At 50.8% G+C, this 26,245-nt stretch carries 20 protein-coding genes and 1 tRNA gene; 1 reads left to right on the forward strand and 20 read right to left on the reverse strand.

The window, feature by feature from the left end; genetic code table 11:
- Nucleotides 1–29: 29 nt before the first annotated feature.
- The 3 genes from ACK5LI_RS08925 to ACK5LI_RS08935 all read right to left on the reverse strand — a co-directional run bounded on the left by ACK5LI_RS08925 (nt 30) and on the right by ACK5LI_RS08935 (nt 4,677).
- Nucleotides 30–2,459 carry a c-type heme family protein gene (locus tag ACK5LI_RS08925; protein WP_416948375.1) on the reverse strand — a complete coding sequence of 810 codons (2,430 nt, stop codon included), beginning with the start codon at nt 2,457–2,459 and terminating at the stop codon, nt 30–32.
- A 135-nt stretch (nt 2,460–2,594) separates the two neighbouring features.
- Complete coding sequence (locus ACK5LI_RS08930) at nt 2,595–2,858, reverse strand: hypothetical protein (protein WP_416948377.1); 264 nt, start codon at nt 2,856–2,858, stop codon at nt 2,595–2,597.
- Between the two features lie 76 nt (nt 2,859–2,934).
- The gene (locus ACK5LI_RS08935; RefSeq protein WP_416948380.1) at nt 2,935–4,677 is read right to left on the reverse strand and encodes a YeiH family protein; all 1,743 of its coding nucleotides are present in this window, start codon (nt 4,675–4,677) and stop codon (nt 2,935–2,937) included.
- Nucleotides 4,678–5,018: 341 nt separating this feature from the next.
- Between ACK5LI_RS08935 and ACK5LI_RS08940 the strand changes: the two genes are divergently transcribed.
- Nucleotides 5,019–5,105: transfer RNA gene (locus tag ACK5LI_RS08940), tRNA-Leu, on the forward strand.
- A 162-nt stretch (nt 5,106–5,267) separates the two neighbouring features.
- Here the strand turns inward: ACK5LI_RS08940 and ACK5LI_RS08945 are convergent.
- The 17 genes from ACK5LI_RS08945 to ACK5LI_RS09025 all read right to left on the reverse strand — a co-directional run bounded on the left by ACK5LI_RS08945 (nt 5,268) and on the right by ACK5LI_RS09025 (nt 26,207).
- On the reverse strand, nt 5,268–7,103 hold the full coding sequence (locus ACK5LI_RS08945; RefSeq protein ID WP_416948382.1) for a hypothetical protein: 1,836 nt from the start codon (nt 7,101–7,103) through the stop codon (nt 5,268–5,270).
- Between the two features lie 38 nt (nt 7,104–7,141).
- Complete coding sequence (locus tag ACK5LI_RS08950) at nt 7,142–8,080, reverse strand: glycosyltransferase family 2 protein (RefSeq protein WP_416948384.1); 939 nt, start codon at nt 8,078–8,080, stop codon at nt 7,142–7,144.
- Nucleotides 8,070–9,041, reverse strand: coding sequence for a glycosyltransferase family 2 protein (locus tag ACK5LI_RS08955; RefSeq protein WP_416948386.1), 972 nt, complete (start codon nt 9,039–9,041; stop codon nt 8,070–8,072). Before ACK5LI_RS08955 ends, ACK5LI_RS08950 begins: the two co-directional genes overlap by 11 nt.
- Nucleotides 9,038–9,973 carry a glycosyltransferase family 2 protein gene (locus ACK5LI_RS08960; RefSeq protein WP_416948388.1) on the reverse strand — a complete coding sequence of 312 codons (936 nt, stop codon included), beginning with the start codon at nt 9,971–9,973 and terminating at the stop codon, nt 9,038–9,040. Before ACK5LI_RS08960 ends, ACK5LI_RS08955 begins: the two co-directional genes overlap by 4 nt.
- Nucleotides 9,933–11,189: a glycosyltransferase gene (locus ACK5LI_RS08965; RefSeq protein ID WP_416948390.1), complete on the reverse strand. Its 1,257-nt coding sequence runs from the start codon at nt 11,187–11,189 to the stop codon at nt 9,933–9,935. Before ACK5LI_RS08965 ends, ACK5LI_RS08960 begins: the two co-directional genes overlap by 41 nt.
- A complete protein-coding gene (locus tag ACK5LI_RS08970; protein WP_416948393.1) occupies nt 11,186–12,418 on the reverse strand; it encodes a polysaccharide pyruvyl transferase family protein in 1,233 nt (410 codons plus the stop codon). The genes ACK5LI_RS08965 and ACK5LI_RS08970 overlap by 4 nt, the downstream gene beginning before the upstream one ends.
- Nucleotides 12,419–12,459: 41 nt before the next feature.
- Complete coding sequence (locus tag ACK5LI_RS08975) at nt 12,460–13,749, reverse strand: ABC transporter ATP-binding protein (RefSeq protein ID WP_416948396.1); 1,290 nt, start codon at nt 13,747–13,749, stop codon at nt 12,460–12,462.
- A gap of 125 nt (nt 13,750–13,874) precedes the next feature.
- Nucleotides 13,875–15,275: a PEP-CTERM-box response regulator transcription factor gene (prsR, locus tag ACK5LI_RS08980; protein WP_416948398.1), complete on the reverse strand. Its 1,401-nt coding sequence runs from the start codon at nt 15,273–15,275 to the stop codon at nt 13,875–13,877.
- Between the two features lie 54 nt (nt 15,276–15,329).
- Nucleotides 15,330–17,444 (reverse strand): XrtA/PEP-CTERM system histidine kinase PrsK, encoded by a 2,115-nt coding sequence (gene prsK / locus ACK5LI_RS08985; RefSeq protein WP_416948400.1) that lies wholly within the window; start codon nt 17,442–17,444, stop codon nt 15,330–15,332.
- A 39-nt stretch (nt 17,445–17,483) separates the two neighbouring features.
- Nucleotides 17,484–18,104, reverse strand: a complete 621-nt coding sequence (locus ACK5LI_RS08990) for an exosortase C-terminal domain/associated protein EpsI (RefSeq protein ID WP_416948402.1) — start codon at nt 18,102–18,104, stop codon at nt 17,484–17,486.
- Nucleotides 18,094–18,939 (reverse strand): exosortase A, encoded by an 846-nt coding sequence (gene xrtA, locus ACK5LI_RS08995; RefSeq protein WP_416948404.1) that lies wholly within the window; start codon nt 18,937–18,939, stop codon nt 18,094–18,096. The genes ACK5LI_RS08990 and xrtA overlap by 11 nt, the downstream gene beginning before the upstream one ends.
- Before the next feature lie 108 nt (nt 18,940–19,047).
- A complete protein-coding gene (locus tag ACK5LI_RS09000) occupies nt 19,048–20,205 on the reverse strand; it encodes a glycosyltransferase family 4 protein (RefSeq protein ID WP_416948406.1) in 1,158 nt (385 codons plus the stop codon).
- Complete coding sequence (locus tag ACK5LI_RS09005) at nt 20,192–21,823, reverse strand: O-antigen ligase family protein (RefSeq protein ID WP_416948676.1); 1,632 nt, start codon at nt 21,821–21,823, stop codon at nt 20,192–20,194. Before ACK5LI_RS09005 ends, ACK5LI_RS09000 begins: the two co-directional genes overlap by 14 nt.
- A gap of 1 nt (nt 21,824) precedes the next feature.
- Nucleotides 21,825–22,763, reverse strand: a complete 939-nt coding sequence (locus ACK5LI_RS09010) for a glycosyltransferase family 2 protein (protein ID WP_416948408.1) — start codon at nt 22,761–22,763, stop codon at nt 21,825–21,827.
- Nucleotides 22,760–24,025: a DUF2334 domain-containing protein gene (locus ACK5LI_RS09015; RefSeq protein ID WP_416948410.1), complete on the reverse strand. Its 1,266-nt coding sequence runs from the start codon at nt 24,023–24,025 to the stop codon at nt 22,760–22,762. The genes ACK5LI_RS09010 and ACK5LI_RS09015 overlap by 4 nt, the downstream gene beginning before the upstream one ends.
- A complete protein-coding gene (locus ACK5LI_RS09020) occupies nt 24,022–24,942 on the reverse strand; it encodes a glycosyltransferase family 2 protein (protein WP_416948412.1) in 921 nt (306 codons plus the stop codon). Before ACK5LI_RS09020 ends, ACK5LI_RS09015 begins: the two co-directional genes overlap by 4 nt.
- Before the next feature lie 47 nt (nt 24,943–24,989).
- Nucleotides 24,990–26,207 (reverse strand): Glu/Leu/Phe/Val dehydrogenase dimerization domain-containing protein, encoded by a 1,218-nt coding sequence (locus ACK5LI_RS09025; protein WP_416948414.1) that lies wholly within the window; start codon nt 26,205–26,207, stop codon nt 24,990–24,992.
- Nucleotides 26,208–26,245 lie beyond the last annotated feature (38 nt).

Here is a 26,245-nt window from a genome sequence, read left to right on the forward strand (position 1 = left end):
GTTAAAACGGGCACGGTGCAAAGGCTTGCCTAAGCCTCCGGTGCTTCCACGGTGTTTTCCGATGGCAGCAACACAGTGAACAAAGCGCCGCCAAGCTCTTCGGATTCACCGGCTTCAACCGTACCGCCTACGTCTGTAATCATGCCGTATACAACTGTCAGTCCCAGTCCGGTACCTGCATTTGTCTCTTTGGTCGAGAAAAACGGGTCAAACACATGTGACAGGTCTTCTGCGTCGATTCCCGAGCCGTTGTCCGCCACTTCAATGGCAATCATGGTATTTTCACGCTGGCTTACGGAAACCATAATCTCGCCTTCCTGTGCCGGTGCAGCATCAAGCGCATTAAGCACCAGATTGCCTAACACCTGTTCAAGCTCGTTCAGGCCGATGCGCACTTTGGGCAGATTGTCCGAACAATTGAGTGACAGGGTCACGCCTTTCTTCAAAGCCTGCACCGAAAACACTTCTGTTACAGAAGCCGCAACGGCGCACGCATCGGCAAGACCTGATCCGGCGGCCTTGGGGCGTGCAAAGTTAAGCAGGTCCCGCAGAACACGCTGAGCCTGACGCGTATGGCGTACAATCACATCCAGATCGGCCCCTTGCTGCGGGTCTGAAATATTTTGTCTAAGCAACTCGGCATAGCACAGAATAACACCGAGCGGGTTGTTGATTTCATGCGCAAGACCAGCGGTAAGCTTGCCTACCGTGGCCATTTTTTCTGCCTGACGCACCTGCACCATCATTCGCTTTTCCATGGTGGTCTCACGTACGTAGACAACCACCCGTCCTGTCTTATCGTCCTTTGCCTGAACAGGGTACATGGACAACGAAAATGACCGTGCGCACGGCAAGGTAACTTCACGTAAATCAGGTGTGCCGCGTTTGATTGCTTCCACCATGGGGCAGTACTCGCGATCGACGCCGAAGAAAAGCGGCAGCAGATTGCCGTCAGACCGCTTACCGCCGGTGAGCTCGGCCGTCAGCTTGCGCGCGGCATCGTTCACAGTCAGCACTGCGCAATTTGAATCCATCAGCACCAGCGGGTCCGAGATACCCTCAACAATGGTCTGGAGGACAGTCATCTGACGCATCAGGCTGTCAATGGCAGTCATATTTTCTGCCACAGTTCCCAGCTGACGCCCCAATGCCTGCAACACAGCGCGGTCATGAGTGTTTGCTTCTGCTTCGGTATCCCAGAAGATGCACAGGATGCCCTCGGCATTTCCCTCGCTCGATTCAACAGGAATATATGCTCTGTTTCCCTGAACCACACATGCGCCGGACGTCAGAACACCAACCAGATCAGTGGGCAGTTCCGGCCTGCCCATTCCATCCGGCCATGAAAAGTAATTCTGCGACGCCATCGTGCACACATACGCGATATGCTGCGCTCTGAACCGCCTGCATATCTGCGGCAGTGCCAGTCGCCACAGTTCGGCACGGGAAGCACTGCTGCGCATATCAGACAGCAGGCTGACAAACAGCGAAACATCCGCCCGACGGGCATCGACCTCACGCGTCAACGCATGAGTCCGCTGCTCTACCATGCCGCGAAGGTTCTCGGCATAGAGCTGCAACTGGCTTTTTGCCTCATACAGATGTTCGCCCATCTGCTCCATGCCTTCCACCAACTCTTCAATCTCGTCGCCTTGCTCCAGCTTACGCAGCAAAGCGGTTCCTTCTGCATCTGCCACGTTACGGCGGAAAACACTGGTAAGGCGCTTCAGGTTGTTCACAACCAGCACCTTGAAAAGCAGATTGGTAGTAGAAAAGAAAATGATAGCCCCGACAACAAAAAAGCCGAGATAGGTAAGAATGGTTCCTTGCAGACGGCCTACGCTGCCGTCAACCGAAAGCCCCACAAAGTCCACACCGTCAATAGCTCCCAGCTCTTTGCCGAAGCCTCTGTTACCGTACATACGGACTAAGTCAGCAGGAGCATTTTCGGGGCTGCCGTGGCAGTACATGCAACTTTCCACAAAGCGGACAGGGCGCGCCATGACGTAGTATTTGTCTCCGTCAATGGTCTTGTAACCGTGCCATAAGCCGCTTTCCGGATTCATTCTGAAATAGTCGATGAGTTGAAGCTCTCGTTCGTTAGCTTCATATTCGGGGTTGCGGGCATCTATGGCTACACGGCGGTAGATGGTTCCGTCCTGACTGTCGTTCAGCCTGCTCATGACACTGCGAGAAATGAAAGAAGACGACATGGCCTGAATTACAAACGTTTCAGGCAGGCGCTCGTACATGGTAGGCCGCAGAACCTGACGGACGTAGTTCTGAACGGAATCAACGTGCATAAAGATGAGGCGGGCTTTATCGCGTACCTCTTCTTCCAGCACGTTGCGCATGTGCAGGTAAAAACCGCTGGCAAAAAGAACCCCCAGAATCAGGGATGCCGCGGCAAGACCTGTAAGAAATTTAGCTTGCAGACTAGTCGGTTTGTGAATGTGCATGCGTGTCCGTGGCAGCCGCCATTGCCTTATTAAAAGGATCAATGTCGACAGAGTGGCCGGTTTATTAGCTGCTGACGCAGCTATGTTCAACAGTTTTCAGCGGTCACTATTTTCACGCCAAAAAGCATCCATCCGCTAGTCTTCTTCACCGGGTAAAGCAGGCTTTTTCACATTCATCATGACTTCTTCCATGTGATTCTCCGCATCCGTCACTGCTTCGATGTCGGTAAAATAATAACGGGTGGGATCAATACCGTTTTCATTAAGGTAATGCGACATTCTGCCCAAAATCGGCACCGAGTCGGTAAGCAGCGGCAAGAAGCCATATACGAACAACAAGGCTGCAGCAAGGCAGAAAATTAATTGACGCAACCCTTGGGCAAAACTTTTTTCAGTCATTTCAGAAGTCCTTTACAAAAAGGGGGAGAGGCAGAAACCTCTCCCCCCGGATTCTCTTGTCAGTACGATGCCGGCGTTAGATCTGCGCGGTAATCTCGGGGAATACTACGTAGAACATGATGTACGCCATGGTAAGGGTCAGCATCAGGTTGAAGGACTGACCGCATACGTACAGGATAAGGGGCTTGCCGCCCTTGAAGTAGTGGGCGAGTTCGCGGAAGTTGGTAGCAAGACCGATAGCCGCGAAGGACAGAGCAAAGAACCAGCCGCGGAGCAGACGGCTACCGCCGCGGGTTACGCCCTGATCAAGCATGGAGTAGCCAAGGTCGCTGCCCAGATTGGTATCAAGGACAGAGAACAGTACCGAAGCAGCCATGAAGCCCAGAACGAACTTGGGGAAGCGGTGCCAGATTTCAGCAGCGCCAACCTGCTTACCAGCTTCCACTTCAACGCGGGTGCACCAGTACACTGCAACGCCGAATGCGGTTACGCCGATAAGAACGTTCTGAATCATCTTAATGGTAGCAGCAACGTACAGGGCTTTTTCGCCGAGGAATGCACCTGCAGCGGCAACAGCGCCGGTTGCGTCGATGGTACCACCCATCCATGCGCCGCCAAGAATTTCCGGAATGCCCACAGCCTTAATGAAGGCAGGCATAACGATCATCATGATAGCGGTAAACACCAGAGACAGACCAATGGACAAGGTCAGTTCTTCTTTCTTTGCGCGGCAGGCAGCTGCAGTAGCAATAGCAGCAGAGGTACCGCACACGGACATGTCCGCAGAAATAACCATGTTCAGAGTCTTGGAAGGCATCTTCAGCACTTTCTGGCCGAAGATGAAGGTAGAAATCAGAACAACAGGGGTAACTACCCAGGCTACGAAGATACCGGGGATACCGATAGCAACGATCTTGTTGAACATAACTTCTGCACCAAGCAGAACAAGGCCGGTTTTGATGAAGTATTCAACTTCACATGCGGGCTTAACCCAGCTGGGGGTACCGATGGTGTTAGCAATCAGCATACCCAGCAGAACGCCCCATGCTTCTGCGCCGAAACCGTACTGCTTGGAAATGCTGTGAGCGCCAAGGGTGTACGCCAGCACAGACACAAGGAATACGATGCCGAAACCTTTGGCAAATCCGGAAACACTTTTGCCCATAAAGTGAATGCCGATGCCGAAGAATACGATGAAGAATGCGCACAGCCCGATCAGAGTCGGAATTACGTTGTAAGGCTTGTGAGAAACTTTCTTCTTGGCACTGCTTTCTTTCTTGGCAACTGCACGCCAGTCAGCAATCTTAGCCTGAGCGGCAGCGTTCAGATCTGCACTCTGGAAGCTGGCTGCTGCAGCGGCTTCCTGAGCAATCTTGGCTTCAGCAAAAGCGGCAGCAGTAGCAGCTTTGGCCTTTTCGTAAGCAGGCTTGCCCTTTTCATTCTTGGCGTTGGCGGCTGCCTCGCTCATCATGAATGCGTCAAGGGGGTTAGTCTTCCAGGAGTTGGGACGAGCGGTCCACTCTTTTACAAACTTACCGAAGCCGGAAGAAGAAGCCTTGAGCTTTTTCTTGCCGTCCTGAGCCTTGTACCATTCCAGAGTCTTGAAAGGTGCCTTAGCAGCTTCTTCCTGCTGGATTGCATTGTACTTTGCAATCTTCTGAGAAAATTCTTCTTTGGGTCCGAAGTTGAAGTATGCAAAAAGACATACAAAAATCACCAGAAAACCAAGCCAGATAGCCCAGTAATCTTCCTTGGTCCACAGGTCAGACAAACGGCTTTGACCTTTGTCTACAACCACATTGCTGTTTTGATCCGCCATGAGAGCCTAATCCTCCTTAAAACTGTTTGGTGACTCGCCTCTGAACGTCCAACAGGGTTACCCCCCAGGATGCACCCTAAAGGCGTTGTGACTTTTGTAACAAGAAGCGTGCCAGACCTGCTGCCCTAACAGAATCGGCCTACAGAGCGCACTCTTAGCTTCAGCCACAACGCAAACTGCGCATACCGGCGTTGGCAACTGACAACTACAGTTAGCATAGCAGGCAGCTTTTGTCCCACTTAAACCTTTTTTTACTTTTTATAAAAAAATGCTTGCCAAGAGATTCCAATCCATATAAACACACTTCCTCGACGCAAGTTCAATGCTTGCTCGCTTCTGATGCCGAGGTGGTGGAATTGGTAGACACGCTAGGTTCAGGGTCTAGTGGGGGTTCCCCCGTGGGAGTTCGAGTCTCCCCCCCGGCACCATTGAGTGCTACGAAGGAGTCTGTTTTACAGACTCCTTCTTTTTTGGCTCAAGTGGATGCCCTCAAAATCGCTCTTTATTTCACACAGTCGCATAAGAAAGCGGCTCATCGCAACGATGAGCCGCTTTCTTATGCAAACTAAAGTTTGCAGCCATAAATTTCTCTACGGCATAACCACAGTATGCACTGCACCTTCCTTTGCCGCAACGGACAATGTTTTGCTATGATTATCGATCGTTACAGTTACGGAATAAGGCGGCCAGTCTTCCTTCCATTGTTCCAAATCGAACAAGCTTCCAGCAACCTTAGTAACAGCATTACGATCCCTGTTGGTAACTGCATAACCAACAAGTGGTGCTTCGACTTTGCCATCACGGGTTGTCGCCCCTGCAAACACGGTATTCCCCGCTGCATCTTGCACCCGAACCTGCGCTCCTGTCAGTGGCTTGCCAGCTGCATCCTGCACAATAAATGTATTTCTCCATCCTATGCGCACTTCCTTCAAAGCCTTGCCGCTTAGCTCAAGCTCCATATCAGCAAACGAAGCCCCGCCTAAAAAATTGGTATCAAAAAAAGAAGCTGTACTTGGTCTGGAAGAATACTCGCTACGGACAGTGGCATACTCCGGCGTATACACGGGCTTAATGATGGTATTGCTGTCGAAGGTGGCAAACCCATCAGCATGACCATATTTGTCTGCCAACAGTACAGGGGCCCATGTGCTTGAAATGGTATTTCCCTTAAAAACCAGTTCAGGCGTCACGTTGGAAGCGACAACCGCCACTCCGGGGGCCTTGCCTTTTCCTTCACGGGCAAGTCCCAGAATGAGATTACCCTCGAACAAAGCTTTTCCTTCAGGCTTGATAATGCTGGCCCACACGGTACGGCCCCAGCTATTAAACCCCGTTCCGCCATAGTTTGAATCGGCATGCAGGATAAACGTATTATTGCGTACCTCAAGCCTGCCGTGAGTCTGATAGCGTAAGGCCGCGGCACCGGCTATTCCGTATTCTCCACTTTCACGGGTACACTGGACGCGTGCATAGTTGTCATAGACCTGAACTAGTTGATTCTCGCTTTGGCTATGCACATAAAAGCCAATGGGGTGCGTTCCTGTTCCGATCACTTTATTATTATAGATTGGCCCTCTGCCGGATGCACCCGCAGAGTTCGTCTCATGACTATCCAGGTACACAATGTTATTGAAAATTTCAGCACGTTCTCCGGCCCTGAGACCGTTATGCCGCGCTCCGATTATCAAATTATGATGCATGCGCCAGCCTGTACGCCCCACCCCTTCGATGGCTGCCAACCCCCTGTGCCTGTTTGAGATCACCGTTCCACGATCAACAATGGTGTTATGATGGATGTGATGCCCCCCGCCAAACAGATTAATTCCGGCGGTGTCATCCCCACCGTATTCCACATACAGGCCCGCAATCTCATAATTGTGGGTGGAACGCCCCCATACAGCACTGCAGCCGGTTCCATACGGAGTCTCCCAGCGTTTCCCCTGCGCACCGGGGGCATAAGGTTCAGCCTGAATAATCCGGCCGTTCAGCACAGCAACATCTTTAAAGTTCCATACTGCTATATGAACGCCGTAACTTTCGTCCGTTGAGGGATTTTTAGCATACGTAACGGTGTGCCCGTTCAGATTCAACGTGATATTGTGATTTTTAATGACAAAAGCAGTATCGTCCGCAACCACATCATTCATCAGCCTGTATTCCGTATCCCCCTTGCTGAGAACACCTGGCTTTGTAATTTCCACAACATTTTTTCGCGACTTAACAGGCACATACTTCTGCCCTGCCCCTACCCATGTGTCATCGCCGTACAAGCCGAACTTATTGGGAGGCGTCACCTTCACCGGCAATTGGGCTTCCAGATTTTCAACAGAAAAAGGCTGCGCAGGACCGTATTCAGCTGCAACAGCCTGCAAAGCAAAAAAAACTGCCACTGTAACAAGGACAAACAGAGCTATGATTCTGTTCATTGCATTCTCCACATCCCGGCAATGGCGTTCACGCTTTTTCAATCTTTGCCCCGTAATCGGGACAAAACACGCTCAGGCAGAAATGATAATCCCCAGTATTTCATTGTAGGCCAAAATCCATAGCCAAATTTATGAGCTGTTTTCATACAATTGCGGCATCCGGACATATTGGACGATGTAAAACAATGATACCCGAGGTGCCAATACAGAACACTTAGCCGCTTATGCGCAATACTTATCCGCTCGTAATCTCTAGAGTTATCTAATATTCTTTCAAAAAGTGTAATCTGGCCTTTTAAAAAATCAAGAACATCTGAGGTCGCTCCCGTCCCGGTTTCCACTCGCACGGTTAACGCCTCATCCAGAAATCCTATTTCAAACTTATCTGCAATGCGAAGCCACATATCTTTATCTTCTGCATTAGATAACGACTCATCAAACAGCCCGACAGTATTGAAACATTCCGTCTTTACCATAACAGTGGGCACAAAAATAAATGTTTCATACATCAGATTCCGGTACAGCCGCCCACTTCCGAGATGCGAATACCTTCCACTATGTAAATAGGATGGATAGATAACCTTCCCCTCAGCGTGGTGTTCCATATCAGTATATGATAGCGCGAAATGAGGATTACGTGTCATGAAAGCATATTGTTTCTCAAGCTTCTGCGCGTGCCAGTAGTCGTCTGCATCTAAAAAGGCTATAAAAGGGGCTTTTGCGTGATGTATCCCCTTATTACGGGCAGACGAAACGCCGCCGTTTTTCTGATGTACATAGCGAACCTTCGAGCCATAAGCCTGTATAACTTCAGCAGTTCCATCCACAGAACCATCATCTACGACAATAAGCTCGTAGTCTGTAAAAGTCTGCCTCAATACAGAATCAATTGCTTTGTTGATAAACAGCGCCGCATTATACGCAGGAATAATAACCGAAACGGCAGGTAACGCGCCGAGTCCCCCGTCAAGAACCATATTGCCTTCTCCCGTAGCCTTTCAGCCACCTTCTCTGCCCGGCAAAAAAAGTCAGATAGACGGCGCGGGCAACCAGCCCGCAACCTTTCCCCAGGCCATAACACCGTAACGCAGCACCAGTATGCCGGACAAAAGAACCAAACTGCCCGAACAACAGACATGCCGCTAACAGTGATCTGACCTGCCAATACCGCAAATCAGCAAGCTTTAATCGGTAACCAGTACACAAAGCATGTTCAACAAACCATGCCGAAACAGCGTCAATTGCTTTCAGCTCATCTGCAAGCATTGCTGAAGGATTATGTGAAAGCGTCAGGTTGTCTCCGGATACACGGATAACGGTATCTCTGTACGGCATAAACGCCACCCGCTCGCACAGACAAAGCGCCTTCCAAAAAAAAACGTAATCGCCACAGGTTTTCTGTACGCCAAACTCAGCTGCCGGATTTGCAATGCTGTCACGCCGAACCACAACTGTAGAGGTTTTAATGGCAAATCCGCTGAACAGATACTCCTTGGCTGAACGCGCTGTTATCTCATTTTGAGAATAGTCCTGCTGTGCCGAGTCAGTTGAAGGAGCAACACCGGTATACAAAAAATCGCCCCGATCATCTGCAATAAATTCTGCAGCGTGTTGCAGCTTTTGAGGCAGCCACGTGTCGTCGGAATCAAGAAATGCCAACCACCTGCCGCAGGATTCTTGCATAGCTGCATTACGAGCTGCACTGGCGCCACTGTTTTGTAACCGCAGAATACGCAACCTCGGATCATCATAACTGCTGCAAATCATTTCGTACGTTCCATCGGTGGAGCCGTCATCAGCCACAATCAATTCAAAATCAACAAAAGTCTGCTCCAGAACGGAATCGATGGCATCGCACAAAAACTGCCTGCGATTATAGGTTGGAATAATAACCGAAAAAAACGGAGAATTCCGGTCGGTAGAATATCGGGAGGTCATCGCGTTGCATACCGCCTTATCCAGTCTCGCTTTTCACTAACACTACAGTCCAGCACTGCACGAACAACAGTTTTCAACCATATTGTCCCTCCCAAGTTTAGGGGAGGCCGGAATAATCCTTCGAAAAATTGAAACATTCTTCCAGAAAGGAGCAGGTACGAGAGCAAATTTTTATACTGCCAACGTGCCAGCCACTGCATCTGTTCAATAAGCTCGCTTTCCAGTTCCTTATCGCACATCCAGCCGATTACAGCTTTTATTGTATCAAACTGGTCTGCCACGATCCTGCTGAAATCAGCACTTTTTGTGATGCTGTTATCAGCGAACATTGTGATGGTATCTATCGCAGGGGAATACCCGATATGCTTTGCGACGGCCACGGCGCGCCAAAAGAGGTAGTAATCTTCACATGTTTTTTTTGTGCCGAATTGCAACCCCCAATCCTTCAGCAATTGCATGCGAACCATCACTGTCGGGGTGCGGCTGTAAAAACCGGCAAGCAAATCCAACCTGTTCCTTCGCGAAGCAAGCGTCTGCGCCGGAAGACTTAACGCTACCGGTGCATCCACGGCGTACGAGCTGGCATGGTAGTAAAAATCCATATCCGGGGTACGTTCCAACTCCTCAACAAAATGCTTCAACTTATCGGAACGCCAGATATCGTCAGAATCAAGAAAGGCCACCCACTCGCCGGATGCTTCCTGTAAGCCTCTGTTGCGTGCAGCACCCGCACCGGCATTTTCCTGCCGGATGTAGAGGACATTATCTGGTAGTCCCGCGGCTTGAAAAGCCTGAGCGGTACCATCAACAGAACCATCGTCCACCACGATTATTTCAACAGCAGGTGCGGATTGGCTTAATACAGAATGAATGGCCGGAAACAGAGTCTTTTTACGATTGTATGTGGGAATGATCACACTTACCGGTATCAAGATGTAGCCCCTTGTTGATGGCTTTTGCTATTACAGGACAGGCTTCAAACTGCTTACGGAATGTCTCCGGCGAGAAGTGAGTTAGAATATGAGCAGAGAGATTACGGACTAAGGCTTGGTACAGATTCTCATCAGCAAGAGAATACCACGCAGTTCTGAAAGAAGCCGCGGAATCAAATTCCAAAATTTCTTTATGATGCTTGCATCCAAGTCCGAACGCCCCCAGTGGAGTGGAAATTACAGGGCGGCCCAGTCCTCCGGCTTCCAAAATTTTAATCCTAGTCCCTCCTCCGGAGAACAAGGGTACAATGACAACGCCGCATTCTTCATACACCAGACGCAAATCAGGCACATCTGCCAGCACCCGAACACCGTTATACGCTTCCAGTTCTCTTACAGACTGGACGGGGTCCCTGCCTGCAATGGTCAGCGTTAGATCTGGTTCTTCACGCTTAAGTGGTTCATAAACGGTATTAACAAACCATCTGATGCCTTCAATATTGGGCTGATAGTTGAGTACTCCGACAAAAAGCAAAGAATGCCTACGCGGATAGCCTTCCGTTTCCACGGGGTTCAACGCATGTGGCGGCAACGTATTGCCCACAACATGCACATTAAAAACGCCTCTCTGCTGCAGATGCACCTTGTCCTGCTCTGAGCAGACAAACGTTGCTCCATATTTTCTGCAACGCTCTTCATGATGCTTTAAAAAATAAAGATCTACAACATTTTTTAATGCTTTCATTCCGCGCTCTCTGCCGTGCAGTGCGGCATGTAGCGAGACAGAAACAATATCATCAACATCAACAACGACCCTGCTACGAACAGAAGACGGCAAACTCCATAATCCCCAAGCAGAATTGATATACCTGCATACAACCACGTCATACTTTTCATGCAGAATCATTCGGAGGAGAGACTGCCCTGTTGAGACTGTATATTCGTCCAGGTTCCATGGACGAAAATTCAATAAGCGACGTACTTTCTTTGCCAAAGGCAGGTTGCATAGTCCTCCCTCGACATCACACTTTGCCTTAGGAAAGTAGTAAATATTCTTAACTGCCGGATGAAGCTCTATTATATCATCCCATGGATAGTAGTAAACCAAATCAACAGGACCATAACGCCCAAGTTCATTGGCAAAGCAGGCAGAGCGCTGTGTTCCGCCTTTTGTGGCAGGAAAAGGGTATGAAGGGACAATCAGAAGGGACCTCATCGCAGGCCCTCCATGTTTCGGCGGGACAGTTGCTTCACTTCATCAAGGTGCAAGGTTACCTGAGCTGCCACCTCAGGAAGGCGCTCAAGCATATTCATACATTTCTCAGCCAACACCTCGCTTTTAAAAGCTGTTGCAGCAGGCAACGCTTCACTTTCAAGACCAAAAAAACCAAGAAGACCAGAAAACTTGTCCTGATATTCCAGACAAAAAACTGGCACACCACTTCCAAGACAGGCAATGGCGAAATGCATTCTGCCTGTCAGCCCCATATCCAGATGGGCAGCCAACGCTTTAATGTCACAGGCATGGAGAGGCGGCGGGTACATAAACACATCGTATGCAGAAACGCGTTCATACACCCGCTGCAACAAGGCTGCATCGCTGTGTTCACCCCGCACGTCATGCGGAATAAGAATAAAAGAAGTCAGAGGAAATTTAGCAGCAACTGCTTCAATCAACTGCGTAGAGCAGTCGACTATGCGCTGCGGAGAATATACGTCACTGGAAAGAGTATGAATAAAGGAAATATTTACACCTATGACAGTACGACCAGAACATCGCCTTTCACGGCTCCAGTCGACAGCCGCCTGAGTATGCGCTTCTGTAATTCCGGCTTCCAACAAAAATGCAAGATCAGCAACCAGCCTTGCTCTGGTTATCCCATGAAAATGCAGGCGGTTCAGTGACTCTTTGTCACGGGCATAGAGAGTTACACCTTCCGGCTGCCCCGCCATTTCCGCAACTATTTGCGGAGTAGGCTGAGCATTAAAGCTGAAACCCGTTATAACAGCACTGGCCCCGCTTACAGAAGCAAGGCCGGCAATCTGTAACCGCCGAAGACTGTCATACTCGCTGTAAAAGCCATCCATACAGTCCGCACCGATCAGATATACAGCACGAAACCGCGTAAGACTTAAGACCAGACGCAGGCGGTCAGAAATACTGCCAAGGCTATGGTAACGATAAAGCGGATACGTATCATGAACGCCTATTGTTTTGTAGCTATCTCCTTCCGACGCTACTCCGACAACAGGTCGTAACTCTTTACGATAAAGTGCGCTGCACAACGCATGCAGCATAGCCTCATCACCAATACTACCCGGCGAAGCAGGTGCAACCACAAGCACGTCACGCGCACTGCACCGTACTAAACGCAAAAGCCGGACGCAGTGTCCGGCAACTAATCGAAAGCCCCCCCCAATAAGTCTGTATACAGAACTTAACATAGGGCCTCCGGAGCAGTTATGCCGCCGGAGGCCTTTCTGACTTACTTCAGAAGCTTACCGCCCCAGTCGTATTCATGCAGATATAGCCACTTGTCGGCAGGCATTTTGCCATTTGCGTAAACATGGCCGGCCTCAATTTCCATGTAGCCGGCATTTTCAATGAAATCCAGTTGACGCCCCTGAGCTTCCAGCTTCAAGTTGAAGTAATAGCGTCCGTTATTAAGCATTATACGCGGTATTGAGCAGAAAAGTACACCATTTTCATGCGCAGCTATATCAAAATAGTTATCAGAGTATACATTACTAAAGAATCCTGCAGGATTATTAAGCATATTATACAACCACAAGTACACTTTTACGTCTTTGAAGTTCTCATCTACAAACGATTGATATTCAAGAGCGATGCGTACCATCTCTCCTGCAGTTGCTGAGGCCAGTTTTCCACCACCAGCATCTTCAATCCATGAGTTTACAAAGCGGACATGTCCTGCGCCGTAACGGTCTTTCCGATTATGCAGTTCCGTAGTCACACCAAAGCCGGAACTGGTAAGATAACTGTCGATAACTTCACGGGTATCACCATTGTTGATAATACAACCGGCATCCATATGAATTACTCTGTTACAAAGGGCACTTACAGAATTCAGTTGATGACTGACGAACAACACTGTACGCCCGCCGGTTGCAACTTCCTGCATCTTTGTAAGGCACTTTTTCTGGAATGCGGCATCCCCGACAGCCAGCACTTCGTCAATTATCAGAATTTCCGGCTCAAGATGTGCTGCCACGGCAAAGGCAAGACGCATGACCATGCCTGATGAATATCGCTTGATCGGTGTGTCTATAAACCGCTCAAGACCGGAAAATTCGACAATTTTATCAAACTTGTCACTGATCTCGTGTTTTTTCATCCCAAGGATACTGCCATTCATGAAAACATTTTCGCGGCCCGTCAGCTCGGGATGAAACCCCGTGCCAACTTCCAGCAGGCTTGCAACACGGCCATTGATAGTCACTCTGCCTTTGGTCGGCTCGGTAATGCGTGAAAGAACTTTCAAAAGAGTACTTTTGCCAGCCCCGTTACGACCGATTATTCCCAGCACCTCACCTTCCCGCACATCAAAGGAAACGTCCCGCAAAGCCCACAAAACACTTTCATCGTCATCAACCACAGAATCACCAAAGGTGTTAAGCGAGCGGAGCAACTTGTAGTTCTTTACCGGAGCCTTAACCCACGAAATGAGAGCCTCCGCCAGTGAGTCATGCATTTCGCCTTTCAGGCCCAGACGATAAAGCTTGCTAAGATTTTCGACGGTAATAATCGGTTCCACGTGTATATCCCCACCGGAGGTCAACGACCTGCCAGACGTTCATGTTTCAGAGCCAGCCTGTCAGTAAAACAGGTCCGGATTCAATGCGGTACGTAGCATGCCAGAACAAGGCAAAGCTCACGTAATTACCCGTCAAGGCCGTGCTTCTTTAGCAAATCATAGAATGTGGGCCTGCTTACCCCGATGGATTTGGCCGCCTGTACGATGTTGCCCGAAAAGACGCGTAATGCATTTTCAACCATTTCCCGCTCAACAGCATTCCGCGCTTCTTTCAGCGTTTTTCTGTTACTGCCGCCGATGCCCCCTGCACAGGATTCAGCCGTCGACTCGCAGCCATCGGTCTCTATGCCCAGATCTTCCGGCCCGATACGTTGCCCGCTTGCCAGAATAATGGCTCTGCGAACCTTGTTTTCGAGTTCGCGTACGTTACCGGGCCATGTGTAATGCAACATGGCCTTCTCCGCTGCGGATGAGAATCCTTGCACCTTGGTATCCTGCTGAGCAGAAATGGTTTGCAGGAAGTGTTCTGCCAGCAGCATGACATCGCTTCCACGATCACGTAACGGAGGAAGTTTGATTGTCACCACGCCTATGCGGAAATACAAATCCTCACGGAACGTGCCCTGTCTCATTGCCTCTTCAATATCAATGTTCGTAGCGGCAATGATGCGACAGTTAACAGGAATATCTTTACGCCCGCCTACCCGCTGAATAACCATTTCCTGTAAAAACCGCAGAAACTTCACCTGCATCGGGGCAGGAAGTTCCCCTATTTCATCCAGAAACAACGTACCGCCGTCGGCGTATTCAACCTTGCCCTGCACACGGTTTGTCGCACCGGTAAATGCGCCTTTTTCATGGCCGAACAACTCGGATTCGATAAGATTTTCGGGAATGGCGCCGCAGTTCACTGCAATCATGGAGGCTTTACGACGAGAGCTGAGGCTGTGCAAAGCCCGCGCAACAAGTTCCTTACCGGTACCGGATTCTCCGGTAATCAGTACCGGAGCATCAGAGCCTGCAACCTTTTCAATGGTCGCATAGACGCTGCGCATGGCCGGGCAGTCACCAACCAGTCCGTTAAAATGGGGAACCTGCGGCGATGTATACCCCGCAGGAGGTTCATCCTGCTGATCGGCTGATTTGAGGTCGCTCAAATAAAATGCCCGGTTAATGATAACCTTAAGTTCGGCCAGATCAACCGGCTTCCGGCAAAAGTCAAAAGCACCGCCCCGGATAGCCCGAAGCGCATTTTCCTTATCATGATGGCCCGTCACCACGACAACCTGTGCGCTACGGTTCTGCTGCACCATGGCTTCAAGGCATCGAAATCCTTCGTCTGTACCTTCCGGGTCTGGCGGCAGTCCGAGGTCCAGCGTGACAACCCCCGGCTTCTGCTCCCTGAAAATCTTCAAAGCCTCTTCGCCATCGGCTGCCAGCAACAACTCATACGGCTCACGCGACAACCCCCAACGCAACTGGCGCCGCACATCTTCATTATCATCAACAATCAGTAGCTTCCCCATAAATCCCTCTATCTCCGCTCGCCGGACAACCCCCGGGCCGTCGCAAAACGCGGGCTACATATCATCATGCTGACTGTCACCGACTCTGCCTCCGGCATCCTGAGTCGTTGCGCCGCCAGAAAAAAACACGGTAAATTCTGCGCCTTCGCCTTGCCGGTTCTGAACCTGCAACACAGCGTTATGCGCTTCAACAATCTTTTTGCAATGATACAGACCGATACCCATTCCGCGGCGTTTTGTGCTGCGAAACGGCCTGAAAAGTCCTTTGCGCAAAATGGCTTCATCAATTCCGCCAGCTTCATCGCGAACAGAAAAAAACGGTTGCGGATGCGAACCGGTCGTCACAACTACGGGTGCCTGCCCTCCGGCTTCCACTGCATTCAGACAAAGATTAACCAGCACTTTCTCCATCTGTTCTTCGTCAACCAAAACAGTAACAGGCTCGCCCTGAACAACCAGATTGATACCCGGCACCTGACTACAGGCTTTATGCGTCAGGTCCTGCAGTTCCACCGGGGCCAGCCGGAGACTTGCAGCATCAGGCAAGTGCTTAAGCTGGGTAATAAGCACTTTCATTTTAGTGACTGTATTCTCGAGACTTTCGAGCATATCCGCCTGAAAATCCGGCTCGCTGATAAAGTCGCGGGCGTTGTCAGCAATCAGCGACAGAGTGTACACTTGATTTTTCAAGTCATGTAACACGAAAGCGGCTACTTTGCCCATTGCTTCCATCTCACGGGCGGCAGCAAGCTCATCACCCAATCGAAAGCTTTTTGCTGTAAGTCCGACCTCATGCGCCATTGCATCCATCAGCTCAAAATCTTCCGTATCGTAATCTTCCGACCGGTCAATGGCAGGCCCAAGCAGAATTATTCCCTCAAATGTTCCACCTGCCGTGATAGGCACCACAACTTCTGCACGGCTTTGCTCCAGAAATTCACGTAGCTTTGTAGTGTCCTCTAAGCCGGAATCTTCCCGCAGCAGAATCATATCAAGCGAATTTACAGGAAGCGGTACGCTAAGGCTGGTAAGCCGCGAAAAGTCAACATTATCCAGATGTATTTCCGGCTCATCCATCTCGTAATAATGTCCTGCAATCAGGCGATGTTGGTTTTCCGAATCAACAGCCAGCCATGCTCCGCCCACAAAGCCGAAGACCTCGCAGTAATGCAGCAGAACATTGCGCATCAGCGTACGGGTATCGCGCACATCCGACAGTCTGGCAGTAAATTCCATCCACTGGCTGCGATAATCATATTTGTCCTGATAAAAATTGCGCTGCATCCAGATACGCAGACGTCTGCGCATCCGTTCAGAAAGCAGAACCAGCACAACAGCCACACCGACAGCAAACAGCAGCCCGATTCCTGCATGTCGTTCAAAGGCGGAACCGAACTGACGGACCCCTTCGCGCGCCACCCCAAGCCCGATCAGATACAAGCCACCAAGCAGCACCACAGTAGAACGTAATGCAAAACGCCCCGTCACTGTAACGCGAGCGCTGTCGCGTCGCAGCTCTGCAAATAGCAGCAGAACAATGCCAAGCATGGTGCCTGCGGTGCGTAATCCCGCGTAGTTCATATCAAGCGTTCGATGCAGCAACCCCTGACTGTAAAAAAGCACATGTGCCATCAACACAGTGCCCCCGCCGACCAGCGCAAGCTTTACGCGCCAGCGTACGCTATGACGCGCATTGCGCAACGTTGCTTCAAGGTTGCCCAGCGCTACCAGTAAAAAAAGCACCAGCAGCAGATAAAACGAAAATGCCAGCGGCTCGAGATAAAGAACCTGCTCCAGAGTATAGTCCGGCGAAAACAAAAAGCGCGACACAGGCAGCAACAGCACAAGCACCAGGGGGATACATGAGAACAGCAACATCAATTTGTTTAGGGCAGACAAACTGCCCCACGAAAAACCGCGTGCATATGACAAGCCGTATAAAAGCCATACAGGACAAAGCAACGCCTGAGCTATCATCATAGGATGGAGCAGCGTGTATCCATAATCAGGAGCATGTTGCATCCAGCCTTCGATAACGGCAGCGGCAACGGTAACCCCGACGGCGGGCAGCACAGAGCACGCGGCTTTACCGCCCATCGTACGGACAACAAAAACGGAATACGCCGCCGCCAGCAGCACTCCCAGAACAGAAAAAAGAACAAGTCCCATAGTAGCTGTTCCTAGATCATCACCATCAGCAGTACACCATCATCGCGGCAGAAAGGTATTAAGCACAGGATATACGTCCTTGATAAAACGGCTTGCCACAGCATCCGGCTCCGGCACATCCGGAGGTACGGAAATTCTGATGAAAGAGGCATCCTTTCTGCCGTACAGCAGCCCGCCGGAAAGCTCCGCCCATTTCAGCACAAACTCGTCAGTCAGACTTTTCCCGCGAACGTCAAACCAATAATAAAACGATGTCGTATATTCTCCGTAAGCATACTCCGCACGAACCAGATCAATTGTTCCCACAGAAGTCTGCACCTGCATGGGGTACGACGAAACTTCATACCATCCGGAACCCGGCAGGCAGTTGCGGGGTGAATGAATACCACCGTCATTTTTTCCGCCTCCGTGGTAGCCCACGTACAGGTCCACAGTTCCGCCGGAAGCATCCTGATAACGGCGGACCAGATAATCAGTAGGACGCAGCAGTTCAAGCACAGCCTTACTGAAGGAACTCTGCCCCAGAAGCCGCCAAGGACCTATGGCAACAGGCACTTCAGACAGAGCCCTGTGTGGCGGAACAGAGTTGGTCGCATGCGTGTGAATAAAAACACCGGCCAGCGCCACCAGCAGATAGACTACTAAAAACCTAACCCGCATTGCGCCCTCCCTTGCCGAGAAGCCAGCCGATGGCGGCAATCAGCACCATTGCCGTTACAAAAACAGCCAGTCCCGCAAAGTCATGGAAAAATCCTTCCGCTGCTTTTCTCCCCACATGCCGGGCAAGAAAACCCGTGGCAAACACGCGGAACACATTCGTAGCAATGGCCACAGGCACGGCGGCGATGACAATAATCACCCGCTGCCACGGCTTTTTCAAAAACATAAACCCGTATGCAGTGGAAAGAGCCAGCAGGCTCATCAATGAGCGCATACCGCTGCACGCATCCACAACTTCCAGCGTAATGTTGGGAAAAATGATCACATTGCCTTCACGCAGTACGGGAAGGTTGCACAGCTTCAGACCGAACACTGCCACCTTGGCAACAAACAGCTTCAGGGGAAAAGCCACCGCGTCGTACAGGATGTAGGGAATGGGCACCATAAAAAACAGATACCCCAATGGCACAAGCACGGCTTTGAGCAACGGATACCCGTACACAAAGGCAACCATGCCTCCCGTAATCACCAGCATGGAAGTACGCATAGTCATGTATTCTGTTGCCCCGTACCCGAGAAGCAGCATGAAAATGCCGAAAAGCAGAATAGCTATACCGCTGTTTGCGGGAGCCACAGGACTGGTACGCACCAAATCCCGCCGCAACCACAACAGGTAGCCGGAAATAAAAGGTACAAGAAAGCCGTGGGAGTAGTTCGGGTCGCGCTCCCAGTCCATGACCATGTCATAGATTATGCCATGGTATACCGCTGCAATGAGCAACAGAAACAACAGCAGATACCAGCGGGTATCGCGTATTTCACGTATAGCATCCATCCTGTTCCCCTTGATCGAAGGCGTGCTCCCCTCGTTTATGCGTATCGTGCCGTGCCGCAAATTCAGATCATACAAGCCGTTTGCAACTAATTCATGCTGCCGGGCTTTTTAACCCTTCAACATTCCATCAAACAGCTCCTCCACACATCGGGCAGTCTGCTGTACATCAAACCGCCGTACGGCTTCCGGCCTGAAGTCTGAGAAAGATTTTCTAATGGAACCGTCATCATCCAGCAGTGCAGCCATTGCATTTGCCAGCGCTTCCACATCATTCGTAGGAAACTGTAGGGATGGCGTATCTGCCGTTGCTTCCCGCAATCCCATACAGTCTGAGGCAATCAAAGGCACTCCGCTGCACATGGCTTCCATCGGCACCAGTGCCCATGCTTCCCATCTGGACGGCATCACAACCGCGTCAAGATCACAATAAATTTCTGCGGCATCAGCCTGAAAGGGCATAAACACAAAACGATGCGCCACCCCTTTCTGGTTTGCCAATTCCTGATACATATGCTGGTAATCTCCGGAGCCCACTGCAACTACCGAATATGCGTCAGCCCCGCCTCGCATGGCGTCAAGTGTTGCTACAGCCTCTATCAGGCAATCCAGCCCCTTCTGCTGCATAAAACGCCCCAGCGAGCCAAAAACAAACTGCCCTGTCGCCAGTCCGGCTTTTTTACGAAAAGCCCCTTTTACTGCATCGGTGACTGTATACAATGAAGTTTCAATGCCGTTGGGAATTACTGTGGCCTTGGGGCCATCCGGATCAAACCCCGGCACCTGCTCATGCAGATGCTCCAGAATATCACGCCCGACCCCGTACACCATATCCGCTCCCAAAATTGTACGGTTAGCTATTGTCCTCTTAATCTGCCCTTTCCAGCCAGTAAGCAGACGCTCTTCCAGCACTCCGTGCACAGTCAGTACATGAGGGACTCTGAAAAACATATTTGCTGCACCAACCATTGTGGCGGCTGTAAACCCCTGACTTTGCACAAGGTCAAAACGACGCTGCGCCAGCAGTTTCCAGGTCGCTTGCAAAAGCGGCAGATGGCCTTTTGCATGGTGGCAACCGTGCCCGCAAAAAATGAGTTCCGCGCCCATAGCTTGTGCATCATGCTTCAAGGCTTCGCTCTCTTGTGTGTCGACAGCAAGAATAGTTACACGCCATGCATCACTCATGTGACCGTACACATAACGCATATAAGTGCGGATGCCACCTACAGGCCACCGGACAACAGTAAGAAGCTGCTTACGACCTGGCATAACGGCGAACCTCCTGCGTAAAAAAGTGTGCTGTAAGAATAGTTAATGCCGCCAGCCAGAGCCAAGAGTACCTGTACAGGTTGTGGTCAGCCCACCCCTTGAAAAGCATCAGAATTATGGTCTGCGTAATTGCCCGTGCCACCAGCGGGTATAAACCCAGATGCTGCATGGCAACCAAAGGAGCACCCAGAGGCTTACGCTTTTTACGACGGTCTTTGGATACAGTCACAGTTGCTGCAGTCCCCCGTAAATTTCCTGCAACCTCAGATGTAGCAGCGTCATCTGCCAAAGCCTGTTCGCCTTGCCCCTGACCTTTCATTCTATAGCGCGGAGCATGTCTTTGCCCATCCGCCGCCTCGTCATGCAAAGCATATTCTCTTTGCTTAGGACTGACGGAGTGTTCTCTACTCCGATCATGTTCCGGTTCGGTATCATCGTCTTTCCGACTTGCAGGAGGCTCTCCCTTCATCCGGTACTTCCGAGATAAGGTAGATGACTTGGAGACAGAAGATTGCGCGGCCGAAGAGTGCGCACGTTCTTTCTGCACAATACCATCCTCGGCAGCCTGAAGCGCAAGTGCGTGCATCACCTTGGGAAACCTTTTTTGGATACGTCTGGTTGTCAGATAAATAATCAGCAGCAATGAACCGAAAGAGAGAATTCCGGCGAGCCCCAACTCGCCTGCAAGCTGTCCGTATATATTATGCGCGTTATGCCCCACTTCTTCGCCCGGCCACCCGAAAGGAAAGTTAGCCGGTCCAAAGCCGATCAACGGATTCTCTTTAAAAAGCAGCATCCCCTGTTTAAAACCTTCCATTCGTCCCTCGGCAGACTCCACAGCCCCGCCGGTAACATCGCCGTATCCGAAAGTAGAAAGAAAGCGCTCTTTCAGATAATCGGGCATAAAATCCCATGAGACGACAAAACCTGCCAGCATTACAAATATGCCGATGAATTTGCGGGAAGAACCAAGCAGAACCAGCAAAAAAAACAGAATGGCAGTAACCATACCGCTACGGGAACCGGTGAACAGAATCGCCACAAGCGCCATGCCGCCATACGCCCACAATCCTCTGCGCAACCATTTGGTTCCCAGCTGGCTGCGCAACAAAGCCCAGAGCAGCGGCAGCGAATAGCAGATGCTGGCAGCAAAGGCGTTCGGGCTTCCATACGTTATGTCCACGCCCACAAGACGTTTGATGCCCATGCGATACACATATCTGTCATGCAGAAAGAATTCCCACATAGACTTGCCTACATACACTCCCATAATGGCAATGAACGCAAACAGAATAAAACGAAAATCTCTTTCATTACGGACAGATAAAATCACCATTACATAAAAAATGATGAATTTCAGATAATTTTCAATAAGTTTATAGGCAGCTTCTCCATTATACGCCCCGAGGCCGGAAACAAGCAGTGCCATACAAAATCCGGCTACAGCATAATTAACAGGGCTGCTGATAAAACGCTTGTTCGGAGTAAGAAAAGCTACAGCCATAAAGGCCAGCATGTATACACGTTCGATGCGTAACGTTCCCAGAATGGGCCAGAATTCGTACGGACGAAAAATCAAAAGAAAAAGATAGCCCGCAAGCATTGCAGGCAGCACCATATTACGCACAGGGCCCCCTGCCTGTAGCCCTGCCCAGAATGCGCAAAGCAAACTTCGGTATCAGGCTGAGTACATAATACTTCAGTGCCTGCCGTCTAAAGCCACCGTAGTGTATAGCCTGCTGCATCGCTGTCCTGCATTCTGTCATTCTCATTTGACCGAAGTAAAAATACCCCAGTCCGAAATATTGCATGTACAGTCTGCTATGCAGCACAGCCAGCACTTCTTCATCCGCGCTTTCCGCCTCGTTACGCAAAAAAACTTTAATCTGGTTCAGATGAAACCGCTCGGCATTCAGCGTATTATTGTGGCCATGCTCGTGCCGGATAACCAGAGGCTCATCCACAAAACCTAATTGGAAACTGCGCGCAATACGCAGCCACATATCCAGATCCTGACATGTCAGCAGGGTCTCATCATGCAACCCTACGACATCAAAACAGTGTTTGCGTACCAGCACGGACGGAGTAAACACAAAACTTTCATGCAGCAGGTCAGTGTATTTCCAGCCGCTGCCGAAGTACTTGTAATCACGCTCATGCAGATACGAGTGGTGTACCTTTTCACCACGCACAACATGCTGCATGTCACAGTAAATCATATCATACTGGGGGTTAGCTTCCCAAAAAGCCATCTGCACAGCCAGCTTTTCCGGCACCCATTCGTCGTCAGCATCAAGGAATGCTACAATTCCGGCCGTTGCCTGCCTGATGCCTTCATTCCGTGCACTGGCAGCACCGCCGCGCTGCTTGTAGATGTATCGTACGCTGTCCCCATACCCGCTCACAACGTCAGCAGTATTATCTGTCGAACCATCATCCACCACGATCACTTCGTAATCATTCCAAGTCTGTGCCTTCACAGAGTCCAATGCCTGCGACAGCATGTGAGCGTAGTTATAAACGGGAATAATCACACTGATAGCGGGTGCTGTTTTCATAACAGTACTCCGGCAATACAACTGAAAAAAAACACAGTAAGCCGTGCAGCGTTGTAATAAATTTCAGAACGACGGCGTAACAGCATCAGGCACCAGAGGCCGGCAACAACAATCAATATCCCTGCAACCCATTGCGGCTCAAACAAAGTCTGCGTACCACTGAGCCTGCCCGCAACAAGCCCCATAACAAATGCAACCAGATACCCCGCAATAGTGGCAAGCAGCAGGCGCAGCCTTAAAAAAGCAGCTTCTTCCGGCTGGGGCAGAACCAGCCTCGCACCGACCGGAACAGCAGAGGCAGCAACCCGCGGGTGCAGCGAAAACAGCATAAAGCACCTGTGCGCCATATGTCGTGTCACATCATACAGTGACACAGCAGAGGCATCTGTCTGCACCGCGTTGCCGGTCATTGTGCCGTTCTTTCCCTGTGTTGTTGCCTGCTGCATGGTAACCACATCAACATCATGCTGAGCGGCAAGCCATGCCATGAGCGAATCAAACTCATCCAGCGATATGCAGCCCTTGCGACTGTCATATTCTGTAAAGTCAAACGGATGGAATAACGGCATTACCATAGGCTGTGCAGATGAAGATACACGGGCTCTTGCAACTGCGTCTTTCAACTGCAGCAAGTTGCATGTATGCGGCAGCACAGACAACTTGCAATATTCAGGAACAGCATCAAGCATCCCCGCAGAAAAATTCAAAAATCCAAGTTCTTCCAGCACTGCCAGAGTGTCATTGTCGTAACTGTTGAACGGGGGCACAAAGGAAGTAACCTTCCGGCCGCTCCACTCTTCAAGAGCGGCTTTTCCGCTGGCAAGCATCTGCCGCTGAAGCTCAAGCCCTCTGCCAAACAGCTCCGTGTTGCCACCTCGCACAGAAGCATTCTGTAACCTGCGATGCTCATAACCGTGCTGAGCTATCTCCAAGGTTCCGGACCGGACAAACTCTCTCAGCAGGGCAGATTTTTCTTGCGGCAGAGGACGTACGTCAGTGACCTCTTCCGCGCAGTTTTCCTGTTCGTCAGCGCCTTGCGCCGCCTGCACACCTTTATAGCCGCTATCATGTACATGGACTTGCGGGATTGCAGCAAAAACGCAATTCAGCCCGTGCCGTCTGACACTCTCAAGTACACGCAGTTCAATGTCAGTCGGGCTGACAGCACTGCAATCATCATAACGCAGAATCACGGTAATACGTCTGCTTTCATCTGTGGCCTGCAATGAAGCAGCTGCCGCAGGCAAAGCTGCGCAGATCATACCGAGCCCTCACGTTTAAGTGTTTTACGCATCGAACGCAGCATCACCTGTGGCAGCAGGGTCTTAATAAGGCCCCGCCATGCCGGTTCATCAGGCGGGTAATGTGCCAAGGCGCGCAAGTACAACCAGACGGCCTGCCCTTTATTGCCTGCCGCAGCAGCTCTTGTAGCTCTGCCGGCAAAATGCAGAGCCCGGGCACGCATCCGCGCACGCCTGCTGACAAACTGACCGGACTGCTTGTTAAAATCTGCCCGGATTTCCCACACAACGCGCACACGTTCGGCTACTTTTTGCGAAACCTGCCCGCCATGCACACGATAACGGACCAACGGCTCATCAATTGCCAGGAATCGATGGCGGCATGCCACCCGTAGCCAGAATTCAAAATCCTCACTCATGCGTAGCGTTTCATCTATATAGCCGACGTCTTCGAAAATACTGCGCCGCACCATGGTGGAGGACATGCACACAAAACTATCAACGTAGAGTTCGTTCAACACAAAGCCGCTATGCAGGCGCGGGGTATGCCCGTGGACAGGGCGGCTTTCAGCATCCATATTCCGACGTTGCGTGTACACAACGTCATACTCCGGCTGTGCATCCAGCAATGCCACTTGTCTGGACAGTTTATCCGGCATCCATGCATCATCAGAGTCCAGAAAGGCCACATAACGACCGAGGCTTTCGCGTATACCTCTGTTACGTGTGTATCCGGGGCCCATGTTTTCATGCCGCAGATACCTGATGCGCGCATCATCAAACTGTGAAAGTACGGCACCGGCATCACCGGGAGAACCGTCATCCAGCACAAGCAATTCAAAATCTGTAAAATCCTGATCCAATACAGATTGAACGGCCTCAGCCAGATAGGCTTCGGTGTTGTATACAGGCATTATCACACTGACTACGGGCTCCACGATGTGTACTCCTTACAAAACCATATAAAACCACATGCAATTTTCAGCTATAATGAGGCCAGTTCATCTGCCAGAGCAGTCAGGTCGACAATACAGACGGCTGCCACATCACCTTCCAGCCAGCGGCGCACCTTTGGTATACGGTACGCAAACTTACGAATGACAAGCCGCTTCAATCTGTCTGAAAAATTCATGGAAGCAGTTCGTGTTGCTGCGCGTTGATAGCGGGCTTCAGCCACTGCAGTTGCCAGCTCTCCGGCAGATTGCCCTGTCCGGAGGCACTGACGCAGCAACGTTTCAATAACATTGCGGTATGGGCCGGCAGCAATATCCTGCACCTGTGCATGTGGTACACCACGGTCAAATAACGAGGACCCCAGCACCCCGCCTGCGTTGCAGACAAAACCGGGCAGCACAGTCACACCCCGTTCGAACAGATTATCCAATGCCGCCGGCGTACATGGTGCATTGGCTGCAGGAACGATATGCTTTGCCTGCACACCCGCAACGTTATCAGCATCAATGCTGCCCACGCGGGCTGCCGGTATCAGAATATCCACATCAAGATGCAGCAGAGCTTCCTTGGGCGTAAGCTGCGTACCTGCAACGTGTGCGGTAAGAGCATCGCCATGCTTGGCGCGCATAGTCAGCAATTCATCAATGTTCAATCCCTGCTCATTCACCACAGCTCCCGAGGCTGTCGACACGGCGATAATACGAAAATCTTTTTGCGGTAGCAGTTGCACCAGATGCGTTGCCACATTACCGAAACCCTCTATGGCAATGGTAGTGGGTGGTGCATCCTGCCCCTGCATCACGTTGCGGCAAGCAATAACTGCGTTTGCTGCAAATACGGCAGTGTACAAAGAAGTATCCGTCAGTCTGCCCAGGGTAATTCCCGCACCACGGTAGATGGCGCGCAAATCATCCGGCCCGCAGTTCATGTCCATGCCGGGGTTGTATATATTGGCTCTTATCAACGGTGCCAGATGACGGCCGACGTCTTCCAGAGCAGCCAGTTTCTGCGGTCCCTGCAAAGCGGCAGGCATGGTAATGCCGCACTTTGCTCCGCCCCGGGGCAAACCGAAAAAAGAATATTTATATGTCATCTCGGCAGCCAGAGCTGCCACCTCACGCTCATCAACATCAGGTGTGATGCGCACACCTCCCGAACTCGTACCGTTCAGAATGGAGTCCACAACCACAACACCCCGCACATCGTCCTGCGCAGTAAAAGAAGTTGTAAAAACAGAAGTACGTGTCATAACAACCTGAAATCCTTTCCGGCCAGCTGCCGGAGCGA

It is taken from the genome of Oleidesulfovibrio sp., assembly GCF_047973035.1.
Classification (GTDB): Bacteria; Desulfobacterota; Desulfovibrionia; order Desulfovibrionales; family Desulfovibrionaceae; genus Oleidesulfovibrio.

Bases quoted from the DNA above. Each gene is read 5' to 3' on its own strand.
- ACK5LI_RS08965 (WP_416948390.1), bottom strand. From the start codon at position 11,189: ATGAGGTCCCTTCTGATTGTCCCTTCATACCCTTTTCCTGCCACAAAA.
- ACK5LI_RS09010 (WP_416948408.1), bottom strand. From the start codon at position 22,763: ATGAAAACAGCACCCGCTATCAGTGTGATTATTCCCGTTTATAACTAC.
- ACK5LI_RS09025 (WP_416948414.1), bottom strand. From the start codon at position 26,207: ATGACACGTACTTCTGTTTTTACAACTTCTTTTACTGCGCAGGACGAT.
- ACK5LI_RS08990 (WP_416948402.1), bottom strand. From the start codon at position 18,104: ATGCGGGTTAGGTTTTTAGTAGTCTATCTGCTGGTGGCGCTGGCCGGT.
- ACK5LI_RS09000 (WP_416948406.1), bottom strand. From the start codon at position 20,205: ATGCCAGGTCGTAAGCAGCTTCTTACTGTTGTCCGGTGGCCTGTAGGT.
- ACK5LI_RS08945 (WP_416948382.1), bottom strand. From the start codon at position 7,103: ATGAACAGAATCATAGCTCTGTTTGTCCTTGTTACAGTGGCAGTTTTT.
- ACK5LI_RS08955 (WP_416948386.1), bottom strand. From the start codon at position 9,041: ATGACCTCCCGATATTCTACCGACCGGAATTCTCCGTTTTTTTCGGTT.
- xrtA (WP_416948404.1), bottom strand. From the start codon at position 18,939: ATGGATGCTATACGTGAAATACGCGATACCCGCTGGTATCTGCTGTTG.
- ACK5LI_RS08925 (WP_416948375.1), bottom strand. From the start codon at position 2,459: ATGCACATTCACAAACCGACTAGTCTGCAAGCTAAATTTCTTACAGGT.
- ACK5LI_RS08930 (WP_416948377.1), bottom strand. From the start codon at position 2,858: ATGACTGAAAAAAGTTTTGCCCAAGGGTTGCGTCAATTAATTTTCTGC.
- prsK (WP_416948400.1), bottom strand. From the start codon at position 17,444: ATGGGACTTGTTCTTTTTTCTGTTCTGGGAGTGCTGCTGGCGGCGGCG.
- ACK5LI_RS09015 (WP_416948410.1), bottom strand. From the start codon at position 24,025: ATGATCTGCGCAGCTTTGCCTGCGGCAGCTGCTTCATTGCAGGCCACA.
- ACK5LI_RS09005 (WP_416948676.1), bottom strand. From the start codon at position 21,823: ATGGTGCTGCCTGCAATGCTTGCGGGCTATCTTTTTCTTTTGATTTTT.
- prsR (WP_416948398.1), bottom strand. From the start codon at position 15,275: ATGGGGAAGCTACTGATTGTTGATGATAATGAAGATGTGCGGCGCCAG.
- ACK5LI_RS08935 (WP_416948380.1), bottom strand. From the start codon at position 4,677: ATGGCGGATCAAAACAGCAATGTGGTTGTAGACAAAGGTCAAAGCCGT.
- ACK5LI_RS08970 (WP_416948393.1), bottom strand. From the start codon at position 12,418: ATGTTAAGTTCTGTATACAGACTTATTGGGGGGGGCTTTCGATTAGTT.
- ACK5LI_RS08950 (WP_416948384.1), bottom strand. From the start codon at position 8,080: ATGGTTCTTGACGGGGGACTCGGCGCGTTACCTGCCGTTTCGGTTATT.